This window comes from Mesorhizobium onobrychidis (assembly GCF_024707545.1).
Lineage (GTDB): Bacteria > Pseudomonadota > Alphaproteobacteria > Rhizobiales > Rhizobiaceae > Mesorhizobium > Mesorhizobium onobrychidis.
Genome location: NZ_CP062229.1, coordinates 6,315,843 through 6,332,093, shown reverse-complemented (window position 1 = coordinate 6,332,093; position 16,251 = coordinate 6,315,843). Strand labels below are relative to the sequence as shown.

The 16,251-nt window shown below is 64.5% G+C and carries 14 protein-coding genes and 1 riboswitch; of the genes, 4 read left to right on the top strand and 10 right to left on the bottom strand.

Features of this window, described 5'->3' with window-relative positions; genetic code table 11:
- Positions 1-4: 4 nt before the first annotated feature.
- From IHQ72_RS31285 to IHQ72_RS31240, 10 genes are all read right to left on the bottom strand, one after another.
- Complete coding sequence (locus IHQ72_RS31285) at positions 5-1,435, bottom strand: putative sulfate exporter family transporter (protein WP_258119508.1); 1,431 nt, start codon at positions 1,433-1,435, stop codon at positions 5-7.
- Positions 1,432-3,648, bottom strand: coding sequence for a di-heme oxidoredictase family protein (locus tag IHQ72_RS31280; protein ID WP_258119506.1), 2,217 nt, complete (start codon positions 3,646-3,648; stop codon positions 1,432-1,434). Before IHQ72_RS31280 ends, IHQ72_RS31285 begins: the two co-directional genes overlap by 4 nt.
- Positions 3,649-3,792: 144 nt before the next feature.
- Positions 3,793-5,622 (bottom strand): allophanate hydrolase, encoded by a 1,830-nt coding sequence (gene atzF, locus IHQ72_RS31275; RefSeq protein ID WP_258119504.1) that lies wholly within the window; start codon positions 5,620-5,622, stop codon positions 3,793-3,795.
- A complete protein-coding gene (locus IHQ72_RS31270) occupies positions 5,619-5,969 on the bottom strand; it encodes a cupin domain-containing protein (RefSeq protein ID WP_258119503.1) in 351 nt (116 codons plus the stop codon). The genes atzF and IHQ72_RS31270 overlap by 4 nt, the downstream gene beginning before the upstream one ends.
- Positions 5,962-6,630, bottom strand: a complete 669-nt coding sequence (locus IHQ72_RS31265; protein ID WP_258119502.1) for a cysteine hydrolase family protein — start codon at positions 6,628-6,630, stop codon at positions 5,962-5,964. Before IHQ72_RS31265 ends, IHQ72_RS31270 begins: the two co-directional genes overlap by 8 nt.
- Positions 6,630-8,159 carry an ABC transporter ATP-binding protein gene (locus IHQ72_RS31260; RefSeq protein WP_258119501.1) on the bottom strand — a complete coding sequence of 510 codons (1,530 nt, stop codon included), beginning with the start codon at positions 8,157-8,159 and terminating at the stop codon, positions 6,630-6,632. The genes IHQ72_RS31265 and IHQ72_RS31260 overlap by 1 nt, the downstream gene beginning before the upstream one ends.
- 9 nt (positions 8,160-8,168) lie before the next feature.
- Positions 8,169-8,870: a biuret amidohydrolase gene (gene biuH, locus IHQ72_RS31255; protein WP_258119500.1), complete on the bottom strand. Its 702-nt coding sequence runs from the start codon at positions 8,868-8,870 to the stop codon at positions 8,169-8,171.
- A gap of 25 nt (positions 8,871-8,895) precedes the next feature.
- Positions 8,896-9,822 carry an ABC transporter permease gene (locus IHQ72_RS31250; RefSeq protein ID WP_258119499.1) on the bottom strand — a complete coding sequence of 309 codons (927 nt, stop codon included), beginning with the start codon at positions 9,820-9,822 and terminating at the stop codon, positions 8,896-8,898.
- Positions 9,822-10,928 (bottom strand): ABC transporter permease, encoded by a 1,107-nt coding sequence (locus IHQ72_RS31245; protein WP_258123992.1) that lies wholly within the window; start codon positions 10,926-10,928, stop codon positions 9,822-9,824. Before IHQ72_RS31245 ends, IHQ72_RS31250 begins: the two co-directional genes overlap by 1 nt.
- A gap of 58 nt (positions 10,929-10,986) precedes the next feature.
- Positions 10,987-12,114, bottom strand: a complete 1,128-nt coding sequence (locus IHQ72_RS31240) for a BMP family ABC transporter substrate-binding protein (RefSeq protein ID WP_258119497.1) — start codon at positions 12,112-12,114, stop codon at positions 10,987-10,989.
- A gap of 296 nt (positions 12,115-12,410) precedes the next feature.
- On the opposite strand from IHQ72_RS31240, the gene IHQ72_RS31235 reads away from it, so the two are divergent.
- The 4 genes from IHQ72_RS31235 (at position 12,411) to IHQ72_RS31220 (ending at position 16,241) form a co-directional block, all read left to right on the top strand.
- On the top strand, positions 12,411-13,097 hold the full coding sequence (locus IHQ72_RS31235; protein ID WP_258119495.1) for a GntR family transcriptional regulator: 687 nt from the start codon (positions 12,411-12,413) through the stop codon (positions 13,095-13,097).
- A gap of 140 nt (positions 13,098-13,237) precedes the next feature.
- Positions 13,238-13,352: riboswitch (guanidine-I (ykkC/yxkD leader) on the top strand.
- A gap of 100 nt (positions 13,353-13,452) precedes the next feature.
- Positions 13,453-14,517, top strand: coding sequence for a putative urea ABC transporter substrate-binding protein (locus IHQ72_RS31230; RefSeq protein WP_258119493.1), 1,065 nt, complete (start codon positions 13,453-13,455; stop codon positions 14,515-14,517).
- Positions 14,518-14,622: 105 nt separating this feature from the next.
- A complete protein-coding gene (locus IHQ72_RS31225; protein WP_077381712.1) occupies positions 14,623-15,435 on the top strand; it encodes an ABC transporter permease in 813 nt (270 codons plus the stop codon).
- The gene (locus IHQ72_RS31220) at positions 15,432-16,241 is read left to right on the top strand and encodes an ATP-binding cassette domain-containing protein (protein WP_258119490.1); all 810 of its coding nucleotides are present in this window, start codon (positions 15,432-15,434) and stop codon (positions 16,239-16,241) included. Before IHQ72_RS31225 ends, IHQ72_RS31220 begins: the two co-directional genes overlap by 4 nt.
- Positions 16,242-16,251: the final 10 nt, after the last annotated feature.

Sequence of the window (16,251 nt, the reverse complement as noted above, 5' to 3'; positions counted from 1 at the left end):
CGCATCATGGCTTCGCCACGAAATCGAGGATCGCCTGGCGGTCGGTGTCCTCCAGGTCGAAGAAGCGGTCGCGCACGATCTGCGCCGTGCCGCCATGGGCGAAGACGGCATCGCGCAGCGTGGTCGCGCGGCCGTCGTGCAGGTAACGTTGGCGCAGGCGGATGCCGACGAGCGGCGTGGTCCGCCATTCGGCGCCGACGGCATCGCCCTGGACGATCTTGTCGTCGAGCGCTGGCCCCATGTCGTGCAGCAAAAGGTCGGAGTAGAGCCGGACTTCGCCGTTGATGCCCTCCAGCGCCGGCACATGGCATTTGGCGCAACCGGTCGAGGCGAAAAGCCGTCCGCCATGGCTGCCAAGCATCGCGCTTTGGCTCGATGAAGGTGATGCGGCCCGGAAGGTCGCCGAGAACGGGATCAGCGCACCATAGGCCAGGGCCGCCGACAGAGCCACCCCGACTAGCCCCACGCCGATCAGGCGCCAGGCGCCGCCGGCCTCTCCGAGCCGGCCGACCCTGGTGGTGATGCCGAGCGCGATCATCACCATGAGGAACAGGAATTGGTCGACATTGAGGATGACGCGGCGCAGTTGCGGATTGAGGGTGATCTCCGAATTGAACATCACCACGCCGATGAACGCGACGATGAACCATGGGAACGGGATCGGCGTGGCCTCTTGCGCCTTGTGACGGCGGCGAAACACCAGGCTGGCGACCAGCAGAAGCGGGACGAGCATCAGCACTTTGCTGAGCTTGACCAGCGTGGCGGTGTTCAGCGCGTCATCGGAAATGGCGAAGGAGGCGCCGTAGACCTGCGCCAGCTCGAAAATACTCGCCCCGACGAACACGCCATAGAGGCGGTCGTCGAGATGCGGCAGCCATCCGCCCAGGAACATGACCGGATAGGTAAGCAACGCCACGGTGCCGCTCAGCGTGATCAAGGCGATGGCGATGCCGGCGCTCTGGTCGCGCGCACGCACGAGCGCGGCCATCGAGAGGATCGCCGCGGCGCCGCAGACGGCGCTGCCGACGGCGACAAGCAGCGCGATCTCGGAGTCGAGCCTGAACAGCTTGCGCGCGATGGCGTAGAGCAGCGTCAGCACCAGGATCAGCTCGATGGCAGCCACCGCGAGCGGCATGAACCCCAGATCCAGGAACAGCCGCGTCGTGATACGGAAGCCGACCAGCACCACGGCAAGCCGCAACAGATAGCGCTTGGTGAAGTCGAGCCCCGGGCGCAAGGCGTCCGGACAGGCGAAGCTGCTGCCGATCAGCAGCCCGAAGAGCATGGCGACGAGGACCGGGTTGCGCGACAGCGGCTCGCCCAGTCCGCCGGCGATCCAGCCGGCCGCAAGGGCGAGTGCCGCAGCAACGATGACGCCGGGCAAGACCGGGCGCATTTTTTCCGGCGCATGGGAGAGCGTCAGGGCGAGGCTCATGGCTTTGCCCCATCGGGCAGGCGGAGCGCTCGCAGATAGGAGGCGACCGCATCGATCTGTGCGGAATCGTCTTCGATCGGCTGCGCGCCCGCCCCGCGGCTGACAGTCGCGCTGGTGACGCCGAGTTCGTTTGCGAAAGCGTTCGCCACCATGTCTTCGAGGGTGGCCATGTCAGCCTTCCAGCCGTATCGGCCGACCCGCGATGCGCCGTGGCCATCGACGACATGATGCGCGCGGCCTTTGATGCCGTCGCCCTTGCTGACCGCCTGCGCTTCGATGACGCTGTCGGGTATCTCGTCGATCCCAGCGATCCCGTAGAGAGCGAGCGGCATGCGCAGCGAAATCACATTGGCCTGGCTTGGCATCGCCGCTGGCACGGTCGCGTTGCCGGCGCCCCCGTCGAGTGTATAGCGCCTGGCGACCGGGCTGTTGGGATGATCGATCGGAACCGTGCGCCCAGACCCCGGATCCATGTGGGCTATTCTGCGCGCAAAGTGGCCTTCATCGACGCTCGCGCCGCCAGGGCCGGGATGGCAGGCCACGCAGGACGTTGCATTGAACAATGGGCCGAGGCCCGTCCGCGGCGTGAAATCGGTCTGGAACGACTTTTTTCCGCGCGCCGCAAGATTGGCGTCGGCGGCAGCGCTCTGTGTCTCCTGCGTCGCTGCCGCCGCGCCGTGCTCATCGAAGGCCCCAACCTCGACGAGCGCCCCTTCGTGGCCCGGAAATCCCGGAACCTCGCCGCCAATCGTTATCCAGATATGCTGTGCGTCCGCCGACGTCGCGATCGCGCGAAGGCGATCGGCTCCCAAAGGGCCGAGCCCTGGAACCTCGATCGTCGCGCGTGCGAGAAGCTGGCCGTCCTGGCTCACGCGCAGCAGTGAACCGTTGCCGCGGTTGGCGACAAACAGATCGGACCCGCCGGCGAGTGTCGTATGGCTCGAGAACTGCGGATTGGCGATTTCGGGAATGGCGGCGGCGACGTCGACCGGGCGGTCGAATTCCGGCAGCAAGATCGTGCGGGTCCTGGCGACCGTGAAATGCCGCCGGTCGTCCTCCAGCTCAAGCAGCACCAGCCGGTCGCGGCCCGGATCGGCGATGTAGAGAGCGCGGTCCGGGTTCCACTTGAAGGCGATGCCGATGACGCCGGGATCTTCGCCGATGCCGTGGCCGGCACTCACCGTGCCACGGTCGGTGCTTGCCGTGCCCTGGCCGGTGCTCACCGTGCCATGGCCGGTGCTTACCGTGCCCAGGCCGGTGCTTACCGTGCCAAGCCCGGCCAAGCCGTCGACGCCGTCCTGGACATGGATTTGAACAACGCCGCCATCCGCGGTGACGGCGGCGAAAACGGCAAAGCCGCTGCCGTCCGGCGACGGACCGAGAAACGCCGTTCCGAGCGCGCCCGTCTGCATTCCGCCCGATGTCAGCTGGCCGCTTGCCTGATAGTTCAGCAGCTTGCCAAGCCAGCCGCTGGGCTGTGCTTTCGGCGTCTGCTCGCGATCGGTATGCCGGCCGGCGAACACGCCGCCGGCCTCGCGGCTTGGCGCGTTGGCGAGCGGCGCACCGTCGGGGTCGACGACCGTGACGCTGCCCTCGCCAGCCACCCCGTTCGGCGCGTTGGCGATCCAGGGCCTTCCGAACGCGTTGTTGATCGAAATATATCGCGGTCCAGACGCGGCTGCGAGGCGTGCGGTTCGAGCCCCGGCATTGTACCGCTGGTTGAGGAACCGTTCACTCTGTGCCGTGTAGAGCTGAACCCTCGCATCTCCATTGTTGAGCTCTTGCGGAACGATAATGGTGCCACCGGACTTGCCCGCGCGCGGATCGATGGACAGGATCGTCCCGGCCTCAAATGCTGGATCGCCTGGCGGTGCGCCGAAATTGCTGCCCACGGCGACGAGAACCCTGAGCGGATCGAGCATCCGGCCTTCGCGCGTCGCCATCAGGAATTCCGGATTTCCCGGTATAGGCCCGCCGATATGAAAGCGCCCCACCTCGCGCACGCCGGCCACGTCGGGCAGCCCGACCGCGACGATGCGAGCGTTCAGGCGCCAATCGGGAGTCTGGCCTCCAGCGATCCCCGAAGCCGGCAGCAGGCTGAGAAATATCGCCGCTGCCGTCGACAGCGTCCGGCGCGAAGAAAAACGCGACGGCGCGGACCATCGCCGGGTCTGATGAGTTCCGACGAAACCTGTTGGGGCCACTGTTCGCATCGCGAGATCTCCGGCAGTGGCGAGCGTTTGGTGACGCCTGCCACTCACGGTGCAACTTTCGCACACGCGCGCTTACGGATCGCTTACGGCATTCTGCGTGACCGGCTCGTCGAGCTGACATTGCCGGCGCGAACCGCCGGTCGTTCAATCGGCCGGAACGCTTTCCAGTTGCTCTCCGCCGGCCTTTGCGATGAAGCTACGCCAACCCCCATAGGCCGAAATGTCGATAGCTCGTGACAACCCGGCGGTTTCGACCAGGAAGCCTTTGGCCGATGTCCCGTCATCGAGCTCGATCGTGCCTATGCCGAGCGGCGGCGGGATCGCGGCCACGAAGCGTCCGAACGCATCTGCTGAAAGCCGCCAGACCTCGACATCGATCGACTTCCCGTTGCCATCGGCAACACGCACCAGCCCCGGCTTCGGCACGGATTGGCCGGCGAGTGCATAGAGCTGATAGGAGGCGACCGTCTTGACGGCCCTGCTCATTCGGCCGCCCAGTGTGCAGAGCTGGCCGTTGAGCGGCATTCCCGACAAATGCGCGCCGACGACCACGATCTCGATCATCTCGTCATCGAAATCCGGGATTTTGGCGACGCTGGCAGGTATCGCCCAGCTAGTCGCGCCAAGGCCGAGACCGCTGGCTGCATGGAGCTCGCTGGCCAGCGTCGCCGTCAAGGCGTCCTTGCCGGCGGCGGCAAGCAAGGTGACGCTCATCGGCAGATCGTCGTCGCGCTTGCCCGTCGGTACGGCGATGCCGCACATGTCGAGTAGATTGACGAAGTTGGTGTAGGTGCCGAGCCGGCTGTTGGTGACGATCGGATCGGCCAAAACAGTCTCCAGCGAATAGTGCGTCGGCGCGGTCGGCACGCAGAAAAGGTCGACCGAGGCGATGACAGGCGCGAGCCTGGCCTTGTAGGCCTGCAGCGCATAGAGGCCTTTGAAAGCATCCGCTGCGGAAAGCTTTCGCGCGCCGCCGATGATCTGGCGCGTCACCGGGTGCATGGCTGCCTCGTTCACGCCCATGAAATCCGCGATCGCCGCATAGCGCTCCGCCACCCAGGCGCCTTCGTAGAGCAGGTTGGCGGTAGCGTAGAAATCGCCGAAGGGAATTTCGATCAATCGGCAGCCGAGCTGTTCCAGCGTCCGCAGCGCCGTTTCGAATCCCGCCTGCATGGCCGCATCGCCAAAAAATTCCCGGTCCGTCTTTGCCGGAACGCCGACAGACAGCACGGATGGGCGCGGACCGAGCGGCGCCGCCGCGATAGCGCGCGAATAAGGATCGGCGTCGTCCTCTGCCGCCGCGACCCTGAAGACGCTGTAGGCGTCATCGACGGTGAGTGCGAAGACGGAGACGCAGTCGAGCGTACGGCAGGCCGGGACGACGCCGGTGGCCGACAGCGCGCCGACCGTCGGCTTTAGCCCGACGATGTTATTGAGGCCGGCGGGGATACGGCCGGATCCTGCGGTATCGGTGCCGAGCGCGAAAGAAACAATGCCGTGCGCCGTCGCCACGGCCGAGCCGCACGAGGAACCGCCCGGCACCAGTTTCGGATCGATCGCGTTTCTCGGGATCGGATAGGGCGTGCGCACGCCGACTAGCCCGGTGGCGAATTGGTCGAGATTGGTTTTTCCGACGACCAGCGCGCCGGCCGCCCTCAGACGCGCGACGACGGTGGCGTCTTTCGCCGGCAAGTAGGCATATTCGGCGCAGGCGGCCGTGGTCGGCATGCCGGCAACATCGATGTTGTCCTTGACCGCGAACGGCACGCCCCAGAGCGGCTTTGCCACGGGATCGAATCCGCCGAGTGCCTCGGCTTCGGCGAGCAGGTCCGCCTTGCTCGCCAGATGGATGAAGATACCTGGATCGTCCGCTTTCGCTATGCGCTGAAACACGGTTTCAATAATGGTAGCGGCCGACATGCCGGAGGCATAGGTCGCGTGCAGGCTGCCGATATCGAAGCGGATGTCGCTCATTTCGTCTCGTCCAGGATGACCACCGGCAGATTCCACTGGATCAGCACGACGCAGCCGTGTTTCGTCCACACCGAATGCTCGGTCCCGACCGGGTTCAGGATCACGCTTCCGGGAAGATAGTCGCCATTCTCGTCGCTCTGGGTGCCTTCCAGCACAACGATGGTTTCCAGTGCGACATGGCGATGGCGCGGCACGCCGGCGCCGGGCCGATAGTTCAGGATCGCGACGGAGGGTTCGGCCGGCCCGCCCTTGAGCAGCCAATGCACCGTGATGCCTTCGCGAAAATGCTCGAATGCCAGATCACGCCAGCCCGCATCGATGAGAGCCGGGTATGCAATGTTAGGCATCGGCAATTCCTTTGAGCACCTGGTCCGTCGTCGCCGTCCAGCCGACGATCGCGCCCTGCGCCCTGATCATGGCCAGCGCGGCCGCCTTGAATTCCGGAAAATAACTCTCCGTCGCATCCTCGGCCAGCAGGCATTCATAGCCGCGGTCGTTGGCCTCGCGCATCGTCGTTTGCACACAGACTTCCGTCGTGACGCCGGCGAAGACGAGTTGCTGCGCGCCGAGCCGCTTCAGGTCCTCACCGAAGCTGGTGGCATAGAACGCGCCCTTGCCGGGTTTTTCGATGACGATTTCGCCAGGCAGCGGGGCAAGCTCGTCGAGGATCGCCGTTCCCGGCTCGCCGACGATCAGCACCCGGCCCATCGGGCCAGCGTCGCCAATCCGGATCGACGGATTGCCGCGATTGCGCTTGGCCGGCGGCAGGTCCGAAAGGTCTGATCTGTGGCATTCCATCGTGTGGATCACCGGCAGGCCGGCGGCGCGAAATCCCTGGATCAGTCTCTTCACCGTTGGCACGATCGCCACCACCCGGCCGACGTCGTTGCCGAGGCTGGCGCCGAAGCCGCCCGGCTCGGCGAAATCGCGCTGCATGTCGATGACGACCAGCGCCATCGCCTCAGGCTTGAAGGCAAACGGAAACGGCAGCGCGTCGATCTCCGCCATCAGTGATGTCCCGCCATATGCTCGCCGATCGTCTGGACGCTCGCCTGGGCGATCGGCGTCTCGTAGACCAGCGCACCGTCGGACATGACGAAAATGCGGTCCGAAAGTTCAAGCAGCTCATCGAGATCTTCCGACATCAGCAGCACCGCGGCGCCGGCGTTGCGCGCCTTCATGATGCGGGCGCGGATTTCGGCGACGGCTGAGAAATCGAGGCCGAAGCAGGGATTGGACACGATGAGAAGATCGACCTCGCCGGTCAGTTCGCGGGCGAGCACCGCGCGCTGCACATTGCCTCCGGACAGCGATGAAATCGGCGAGGCGAGCGAGGCGGTCTTGACTTTGAACTGCTCGACCAGGCGCGTCGCATAGTCCCTGATGGCGCTCATCTTGATCCAGTTGATCTGCTTGCCGGCCTCGTTCAGGTCGAAGGTCCGGAAGGCCATGTTTTCGGCAACCGTCATCCTCGGCGCGCAGGCATTGCGCAACGGTTCCTCCGGGATGAAGCGCACATTGAGCGTGCGTGCCTCGGCGCGGCTGGCGCCATAGGGTGACCCCTTCACCAGAACGTCGCCGGCATCACGCGCACGCTGCCCGGCAAGGACTTCTAAAAACTCCTTCTGGCCGTTCCCGGAAATGCCGGCGACGCCGACGATCTCGCCGGATTTCACATCGAGCTCGCCGATATTGATGGTCTTCAGGCCGGTGCGGTCGGGCGCCTTCAGCGACTTCACCGTCAGAACCTGCCTGGCATCGCCCGGCACTGGAGCACGCGAGTCGAGGGCGGCAATCGGCTGGTCGCCGATCATCATCGCCGCCATCTGCTTGTGAGACAGCTCCGATACTTTGCCAGTTCCGGTCAATCTGCCCTTGCGCAGCACCGTGATGTCGTCGGCGAAAGCCGTCACCTCGTGGAATTTGTGCGAGATCATCAGCACGGTGAGGTCGCCCGCCTTGGTCATGCCGCGCACGAGGCCCAGCACTTCCTGCGCCTCGCCGGGGGTCAGCACCGACGTCGGCTCATCCAGCACCAGAAAGCTGCGGCCGAGATAAAGCTGCTTGATGATTTCGAGCTTCTGTTTCTCGCCGGCGGCGAGTTCGGCCACCTTGACGTCGAGCGGCAGCTTGAACGGCATCCGCTCCATGAATTGGGCAAGTGCGGCGCGCTCGTTGCGCCAGTCGATAATCCCCGGCACCTTTTCGCGCGAAATGACCAGGTTCTCTGCACCCGTCAGTGACGGGACAAGCGTAAAATGCTGGTAGACCATACCGAGGCCGAGCGCCGAGGCATCCTTCGGACTGGCGATCCCGACCTCGCGGCCGTCGACCAGAATGTCGCCGGCGGTCGGGTGATAAAAACCCATGATGCATTTGACCAGCGTCGACTTGCCCGCGCCGTTTTCGCCAAGCAGCGCGTGAAACGATCCCGCCGGCACCTTGATCGAGACGTCGTCCAGCGCGGTGAAGGCGCCGAAGCGCATGCTCATGCCGATGGTCTCGACGCCAAGCGCTTTTTTGCCGCGGTCACTCATGGTCGAACCTCATGGCAACTGGGCAACGAAGGACGCCGAGTTCGACACCGCGCCAAACACGCCGCCTTGCATCTTGATCATCTTGATCGCAGCGAGATGGTTGCCGTAGTCGGTCGCCCCGCAGCAATCCTCCAGCATCACGCATTCGAAGCCGCGGTCGTTGGCTTCGCGCATCGTCGTGTGCACGCAGACATCGGTGGTGATGCCGGCCAGCACGATGTTTTCGATGCCGCGCTGGTTGAGGATCAGCTCCAGGTCGGTGGCGCAGAACGAGCCCTTTCCCGGCTTGTCGATGATCGGCTCGCCTTCGGCCGGATAGAGGTCGGGGATGATGTCCCAGCCCGGCTCGCCGCGCACCAGGATGCGCCCGCAGGGTCCGGGGTCGCCGATGCCGGCATTGATGCGGCGCGAGCGCCAGCGCTTGTTGGCCGGCAGGTCGGCGAGATCGGGCCGGTGGCCCTCGCGCGTGTGGATAATGGTGTAGCCCTTCGCCCGCATGGCCGACAGCACCGACCTGATCGGCTCGATCGGCGCCCGCACCAGCGACAGGTCGTAGCCCATATGGTCGACATAGCCGCCCGGACCACAGAAATCGGTCTGCATGTCGATGATGATCAGCGCCGTGTTGTCGGGCCGAAGCTCGCCATTGTAGGGCCATGGATAGGGGTCGGCGTCGATGTAGCGCTGCGTGACCTCGGCTCTGGCGTTCATTGAGCAAAACTCCAGTCTGGAAACGTCATTTGGTGATCGACAGTTCGCCCGGCGCGCCAGCCAGCGAACGGCTCGGCGACGAGGTGGCGATCATGATGACGAGGGTGAGAATGTAGGGCGCGGCGTAGAACAGATAGTAGCCTTGCGTGACGCCGACCGATTGCAGCGCCGGCCCGAGCGCGCCGGCGCCGCCGAACAACAGCGCTGCGGCAAAGCAGCCGAGCGGGTTCCAGCGCGCGAAGATGACCAGCGCCACCGCCATCAGCCCCTGGCCCGACGAAATGCCTTCGGTCCAGCTGCCGGGATAATAGAGCGACAGATAGGCGCCGCCGATGCCGGCCAGCGCACCGCCGATACCGGTGGCGATGAGGCGCACCGTGTTCGGGTTGAGGCCCATGGCGCGCGCCGCATCGGAACTGTCACCGACCACGCGCAGGATCAGGCCGGCGCGGGTGTTGCGGAAAGCCCACCATAGGAACACGGCAAGGGCTGCGCCGATCAGGAACAGCACATTGACGTTGAGCGCCGCCTGCACCTGCGGAACGTCGGACCAGCCGCCAAAGGGGATGGCCGGCAGGTCGGGCGCCGAGGGCTGGATGAACGGTTTGCCGAAGAAGAAGGCGAGACCCGAGCCGAACAGCATCAGCGCAATGCCGATGGCGATGTCGTTAACCCCACGGAATTTGCAGATCCAGCCGTGGAACAGGCCGAAACAAAGACCGGCGGCGGCGGCGGCCAGCAGACCGAGCCATGGTGAGCCGGTCATCACCGCCACGGCATAGGCGGTCATCGCGCCGAACACCAGCGTGCCTTCGAGACCGAGATTGATGCGCCCCGAACGTTCGGTGATGGCTTCGCCCAGCGACACGAAGATGAAGGGCGTCGACACGCGGATGGCGCCGCCGAGCATGGCAAGCGGAACACCCCAGAGGCCGATTTCGGTTGAGTCCATCAGGCAATCCCCTTCAAGAGATCGGGCCTCTGCCAGAGGTCGGGATTGAAGGCCTTGAAGCGGCCGTAGAAGGTTTCGCTGAACAGGATGACGACGAAGAGCATGCCTTGCAGCACCAGCACGGTGGCGTCGGGCAGATCCATGCGGCGCTGGATCAGGCCGCCTGAGGCGTCGATGCCGCCAAGCAGAAACGCGACCGGGATGATGGCGAGCGGATTGTGGCGGGCGAGGAAGGCGACCAGGATACCGGTATACCCATAGCCGGCGGCGAGCGAAGCATTGGCGCTGCCTTGCACGGCGGCAACTTCCAGCATGCCGGCAAGACCGGCGAAGCCGCCGGCCAGCGCGGTAAAACCGACGATCAGCGGTCCGACGGCAAGTCCCTGCACCTGGGCTGCCCTGACATTGCCGCCGGCGATGCGGGCGGCGAACCCCCAGCGCGTCTTTTCGATCAGCAGCCAGGACAGAATGCATGCGATAACACCGACGACCAGGCCCCAATGCACGTCCATGCCCGCAATGTTGCCGATGCGGTAGGCCTGCGCCAGCGGCTCGGTCGAAGGTTTGTTGAGCGAGGCGGGATCGCGCAGCGGCCCTTCCACCAGATGGTTCATCAGGGCGATGGCGATATAGGCCATCAAAAGGCTCGATATGGTTTCGTTGACGGCACGGTAGTGGCGTAGCGCGCCGACGGCACCGATCCAGATGCCGCCGGCGGCCATGCCCGCCACGCCCATGGCAAGTACAACGAAAAAGGCCGGCGTGCCGCTGGTGGCCACGCCAGTTGCAGCGGCGGCCACGCCGCCCAGCACGATCGCGCCTTCGCCGCCGATGACGACGAGGCCGAGCCGGGCCGGCAGCGCCACGCAGAGCGCCGCAAGCAGCAAGGGTGCGGCCCGCGACAGCGAGTTCTGGATCGAGAACCACGAGCCGAAGCCGCCGCGCCACATCGTTTCATAGAGCTGCGCCGGCGATTTGCCGACCAGCGCGATGAACAGGCTGAACAGGGCCATGCCGACAATCAGCGCCGCGAGCGGGATGACGAAGGCTTCCGCCCGCCGGGCGATCCATTCGAGCGCCGTCGGATAGCCTCGGGCGCCGAGCATCACTGGCACGCTCGCACTGCTCACGGTGTCTGCCATGGCCCCCGTCTCCGATCCATGCTCAAGCGGTCGAGCCGACGACACCCTCGACGAGATAGTCCATGCTTTCCAGCTCGATCGCGGCTTCGACGAAGGTCTGGCCCTTGGTTGCGACGACGTCGCCCTTGTTGTTCTTCAACGGCCCCTTGATCACCGAAAAGCCGCCCTTCATCATTTCGGCGAGCGTGCCGTCGAACTGGGCGCGCGCCGCCTCGCTGACGGCGGGGCCGAGCGGGCTCATCTTGACGAAGCCGTCGGCCAGTCCGCCGCGCGTGAAATTGGGCAGCGGCTTGCCGGCCGCGAGGTCGTCGACGAACATCTTGTAGACCTTCGCCCAGTTCCATTCCGCGCCGGTCAGATATTTTTCGGGCGCCAGCGGACTCTGATTGGCATGGTAGCCGCAGATGAAGGCACCGCGTCCCGCCGCCGTTTCGACCACCACTTTCGGGCTGTCGACATGGCAGGTGATGACGTCGGCACCCTGATCGACCAGTGCATTGGTGGCTTCCGCCTCCTTGACCGCCAGCGACCATTCGCCGGTGAAGATCACCTGGCAGGTGATGGTCGGGTCGACCGAGCGTGCGCCGAGCAGGAAGGAGTTGATGTTGAGCAGGACCTGCGGAATGGGCTTTGCGGCGACGAAGCCGATCTTCTTGGTCTTGGTGGCGTGGCCGGCGGCGACGCCGTTGAGATACTGGCCCATGCCGATATAGCCGAAATAGGAACCGGCATTCATCGGATGCTTGTCCTTGTTCCACATGCCGCCGCAATGGCGGAACTGCATGTCGGGGAATTTCGCGCACATGGCCAGCATATGCGGATCGAAATAGCCGAAGGAGGTCGGGAAGATCAGCGACGCGCCGTCGAGGTTGATCATCGATTCCATCGTCTTCTGGACATCGACCGTTTCGGGGACGTTCTCCTCCTCGACAACGGAGATGCCCTCGATGGCCTTCAATGTGGCGGCACCCTCGGCATGCGCCTGGTTGTAGCCGTAGTCGTCCTTCGGTCCGACATAGATAAAGCCGACGGTGACGGCAGCGGCGAACGCCCTGCTGATCGGGAATGACGCCGAGGCCAGACCGAGTGCCGCTCCGGCGGCGGAGGTCTTGAGCAGTTCGCGGCGGCTAAGCATGAATCTCTCGGTCATGTCGATGCTCCCTGTTGGACCCTTTTCCGGGTCGATTGATTCCCTTCTCGGAAAAGTGCATGCAATCGCTGTGCCAGTTCAAAAGCTAAAATTTATTAAATGAAATCAGTCGATACACCGACGCGTTCTGCTCAAGCGAGAGGCAATTGCATACACTTTTTGCCTTTCAAACGGTCAATTTGACATGTAGATTAAAATAAAGGCATAGAGGCGCCCGAGTCGAAACTTCCGGCGAGCCACTTGTCGCACGGCCGCGAAAAAGACTGGACGGAGGAGAATTGTCGGGGAAGCGCAGCTTGATCAGGTCGGGCACGACCGTCGATCAGATGGTGAGGGCGATCGGCGACCGGATCGTCACCGGGTTCCTGCGCCCCGGCGAAAAGCTCGACGAGGCCTCGCTGGCTGCCCGTTTCGATGTGTCGCGCACCCCCGTCAGGGAGGCGCTTGGCCGGCTGAGCGCCATGGGGCTGGTCGAAAGGCGGCCCAACCGGGGCGCCACCGTCGCCGTGGTGACGCAGGAGCACCTTGCCTCGATGTTCGAGAGCATGGCCGAGCTTGAAGCGATCTGCGCGCGGTTCTCAGCCGAGCGCATGACCACCGCCGAGCGCCGCGCGCTCGAAATCGAGCACCAGCTATCGGCGCGTCTCGTGCAGCTGGGTGCGGAGGAGGATTACGAGTATTTCAACACCGAGTTCCACACCCGGCTCTATCGCGGCGCGCACAGCAAGCACATCTATGAACTGACCGTCATGACGCGCAGCCGGCTGGCGCCGTTTCGGCGCGCGCAATTCATGCTGCCGGGCCGCCTGGCCAAATCCTGGCAGGAGCATGACGTCATCGTTACCGCGATCATGCGCGGCGACAGCGCTGCCGCAGGGCATGCAGCCAAGGATCACGTTTCCATCGTCAGCGAGGCGAGCGCCGTCTTTGCCGCGGTTGACCCGATGAAACCGGCGGTGGATTCAATCGGGATATCTTCCTAGCAATCAGGCAAACTGCCCAATCCGTCGGCGATGCGATGATTTTCGCGTCACTCGTGCGAATGCTCGAAGCTGCACAGCTCCACAAATGCCGGCCTTATGGCATAATTCGGCTTTGGCATGCTCCTTGCTTCGTTGATGGTGTGCAGAGCGTCTAGGGTTCCGGCCGCAACAAAGCGGTGCTGGTCCAAGAGATGCGACCGCCAGGGATGCACTGAGGCATCCGGCGGAACACGGCGGGCCAAAATCCCGGGAGAACCCTGCACGGGTTTGCTGGCGCGAACCTCTCCCGGATGCGCGCTCCGCAAACCCCAACATAAAGTCCGGTCGCAATCCGGATCGCGAACAGGGGTACGCAATGCTTCGCAAGCTGGCCGCAATCATCCTAGCCGCATCACTCAGCCTTCCCATGATTTCCGCCGCCGACGCGGCGCCCAAGAAAGACTTCAAGATATGCTGGTCGATCTATGTCGGCTGGATGCCGTGGGGCTATCTTTCCGACAGCGGCATCATGAAGAAATGGGCTGAAAAAAACGGCATCAACGTCGAGATCACCCGCATCAACGACTATGTCGAAAGCATCAACCAGTACACCGCCGGCGGCTTCGACGGCTGTTCGATGACCAACATGGACGCGCTGTCGATCCCCGCTGGCGGCGGCGTCGACACCACCGCCGTGATCATCGGCGACTTCTCCAACGGCAACGATGCCGTGATCCTCAAGGACAAGGCCGCGCTCGCCGACATTGCCGGCCAGAAGGTCAATCTCGTCGAGCTCTCCGTCTCGCATTACCTGCTGGCGCGGGCGCTGGACACGGTCAAGCTCGCCGAGAAGGACATCACCGTCGTCAACACCTCCGACGCCGACATGGTCGCCGCCTACGGCACCAGCGACGTCACCTCGGTCGTCACCTGGAATCCGCTGGTGTCCGAGATCGTCGCCATGCCGGGTGCGCACAAAGTGTTCGATTCCTCGCAGATTCCCGGCGAGATCATCGACATGATGGTCGTCAACACCGAGACGCTGAAGGACAACCCTGCGCTGGGCAAGGCGCTTGCCGGCGCGTGGTACGAAGCGATGGACCTGATGAGCTCGGACACGCCGGAAGGCAAGGCAGCCAAGGAGGAGATGGCCAAGGCGTCCGGTACGGACCTCGCCGGCTTCGACGCGCAGCTTGCTTCGACGGCAATGTTCTTCGACCCCGCCAAGGCGGTCGAGTTCACCAACGGCACCGAATTGCCGAAGACGATGGATCTGGTCCGCAACTTCCTGTTCAGCCACGGCATCCTAGGCACCAACGCGACGAGTGTCGACGTGGTCGGCATGAGCTTTCCCGACGGATCCACGCTGGGCGACGCCAAAAACGTCAAGCTGCGTTTCGATCCAGCCTTCATGGCCGAGGCCGCAACCGCAACGCCCTGACGCGACATGCTGGCCAAGGGAATGAGTGCCAGGGATGAAGTCTCCGCGACGGGCGGGGAGGGCACCACGCGCCCTTCCTGGCCGAGGTCGAGGGTGCGCCTTCGCATGATCAATGCGAAGGTCTCGCGCGGCAGCGCCTTGTTCCTCGGCGGCTTGCCGTTCTTGTTCGTGGCGATCGTCTATCTGATCGCTTCGGCGCAACGACTGGCGGTCAATCCCAGCGACAAGCTGCTGCCCTCGCCGGCACAGATGTGGTCGGCCTTTCTTGACCTGGCGACGGTTCCGGACAGACGCTCCGGCGACCTCATCCTGTGGGTCGACACCTATGCCAGTCTCCTCAGGCTGTTCGCGGGCGTGGGCGTTGCCACGTTCGCCGCGCTTTCGCTTGGCATCGCCATCGGCTTCATTCCGCGGGTGCGCGCCTTCCTGCTGCCCTTCGTCACCGTCGTCTGCGTCATCCCTCCGCTGGCGCTGCTGCCGATCCTGTTCATCGCGCTCGGCCTCGGCGAAACGGCCAAGATCACGCTGATTGCCGTCGGCGTCGCGCCGGTGATGGTGCGCGACATCGCCAACCGGGTGATGGAGTTGCCGTCCGAACTGGTGGCCAAGGCACAGACACTTGGCGGCAACAGCTGGACCATGGTCTTGCGGCTGGTGCTGCCGCAAGTCATGCCGCGCCTCATCACCTGCGTGCGGCTGGCACTCGGGCCGGCCTGGCTTTTCCTGATCGCCGCCGAAGCCATCGCCTCGACCGAAGGGCTGGGTTACCGCATTTTCCTCGTCCGCCGCTATCTCTCGATGGACGTCATCCTGCCCTATGTCGCCTGGATCACGCTGCTTGCCGTCATCACCGATTGGCTGCTGGTGCGGCTTTCCCAAGCGATGTCCCCTTGGGCGCATCCGTTGGAGGCCAGATGAGCCGCATCGTCGTTCACGGGCTGGAAAAGAGTTATGGCGATGCCCGCGTGCTCGAGCGGGTCAACGTCACCGCCGAGGCCGGCGAATTCCTATCGCTGGTCGGCGCCAGCGGCTGCGGAAAATCGACGTTCCTGCGCATTCTGCTCGGCCAGGAGCAGCAGAGCAGCGGCGTCGTCATCGTCGGCGATGGCCCGATCGTGCCCGAGCCGACGCCGCAGCGCGGCATTGTCTTTCAGCGCTATTCGGTATTTCCGCATCTGACCGCCATGCAGAACCTGCTGCTGGTCGAAGACTTTCGCTCGGGCGGGCCGTTTGGCCGCGTCTTCGGCGCCAGGCGCAGAAAGGCCAGGCAAGAGGCCGAGGCCATGCTGGCGCGCGTCGGGCTCGCTCATGCGCGCGACCTTTATCCGGCATCGCTTTCCGGCGGCATGCAGCAGCGGCTGGCGATTGCGCAGACCTTGCTCGGCCGTCCGCAGATCCTGCTTCTCGACGAACCGTTCGGGGCGCTCGATCCCGGCATCCGCGTCGAGATGCACGACCTGCTGACCGAGCTGTGGACCGAGCACGGCATGACGGTGGTGATGGTCACCCACGATATCGGTGAGGCCTTCAAGCTCGGCACCCGCGTGCTGGTTTTCGACAAGCTGCGCCACGATCCGCAGTTCCCGTCCGCTTACGGCGCGACGATCACCTACGATTTGAAGCTCGATCGCAAGACCCGGGCTTCCTCTCATCACTTGGCCAAGGTGGCCGCGATGGTCGGGACGACCCGGCCGGATACAGCAATGGCGACGACGGCGTCGTAACGGAGACCGT

What these genes read in the sequence shown, in the direction of transcription:
- IHQ72_RS31270 (WP_258119503.1), bottom strand. Translation starts at nt 5,969, where the DNA reads ATGCCTAACATTGCATACCCGGCTCTCATCGATGCGGGCTGGCGTGAT.
- IHQ72_RS31260 (WP_258119501.1), bottom strand. Translation starts at nt 8,159, where the DNA reads ATGAGTGACCGCGGCAAAAAAGCGCTTGGCGTCGAGACCATCGGCATG.
- IHQ72_RS31280 (WP_258119506.1), bottom strand. Translation starts at nt 3,648, where the DNA reads ATGCGAACAGTGGCCCCAACAGGTTTCGTCGGAACTCATCAGACCCGG.
- IHQ72_RS31225 (WP_077381712.1), top strand. Translation starts at nt 14,623, where the DNA reads ATGATCAATGCGAAGGTCTCGCGCGGCAGCGCCTTGTTCCTCGGCGGC.
- atzF (WP_258119504.1), bottom strand. Translation starts at nt 5,622, where the DNA reads ATGAGCGACATCCGCTTCGATATCGGCAGCCTGCACGCGACCTATGCC.
- IHQ72_RS31220 (WP_258119490.1), top strand. Translation starts at nt 15,432, where the DNA reads ATGAGCCGCATCGTCGTTCACGGGCTGGAAAAGAGTTATGGCGATGCC.
- IHQ72_RS31285 (WP_258119508.1), bottom strand. Translation starts at nt 1,435, where the DNA reads ATGAGCCTCGCCCTGACGCTCTCCCATGCGCCGGAAAAAATGCGCCCG.
- IHQ72_RS31240 (WP_258119497.1), bottom strand. Translation starts at nt 12,114, where the DNA reads ATGACCGAGAGATTCATGCTTAGCCGCCGCGAACTGCTCAAGACCTCC.
- biuH (WP_258119500.1), bottom strand. Translation starts at nt 8,870, where the DNA reads ATGAACGCCAGAGCCGAGGTCACGCAGCGCTACATCGACGCCGACCCC.
- IHQ72_RS31230 (WP_258119493.1), top strand. Translation starts at nt 13,453, where the DNA reads ATGCTTCGCAAGCTGGCCGCAATCATCCTAGCCGCATCACTCAGCCTT.
- IHQ72_RS31245 (WP_258123992.1), bottom strand. Translation starts at nt 10,928, where the DNA reads ATGCTCGGCGCCCGAGGCTATCCGACGGCGCTCGAATGGATCGCCCGG.
- IHQ72_RS31265 (WP_258119502.1), bottom strand. Translation starts at nt 6,630, where the DNA reads ATGGCGGAGATCGACGCGCTGCCGTTTCCGTTTGCCTTCAAGCCTGAG.
- IHQ72_RS31250 (WP_258119499.1), bottom strand. Translation starts at nt 9,822, where the DNA reads ATGGACTCAACCGAAATCGGCCTCTGGGGTGTTCCGCTTGCCATGCTC.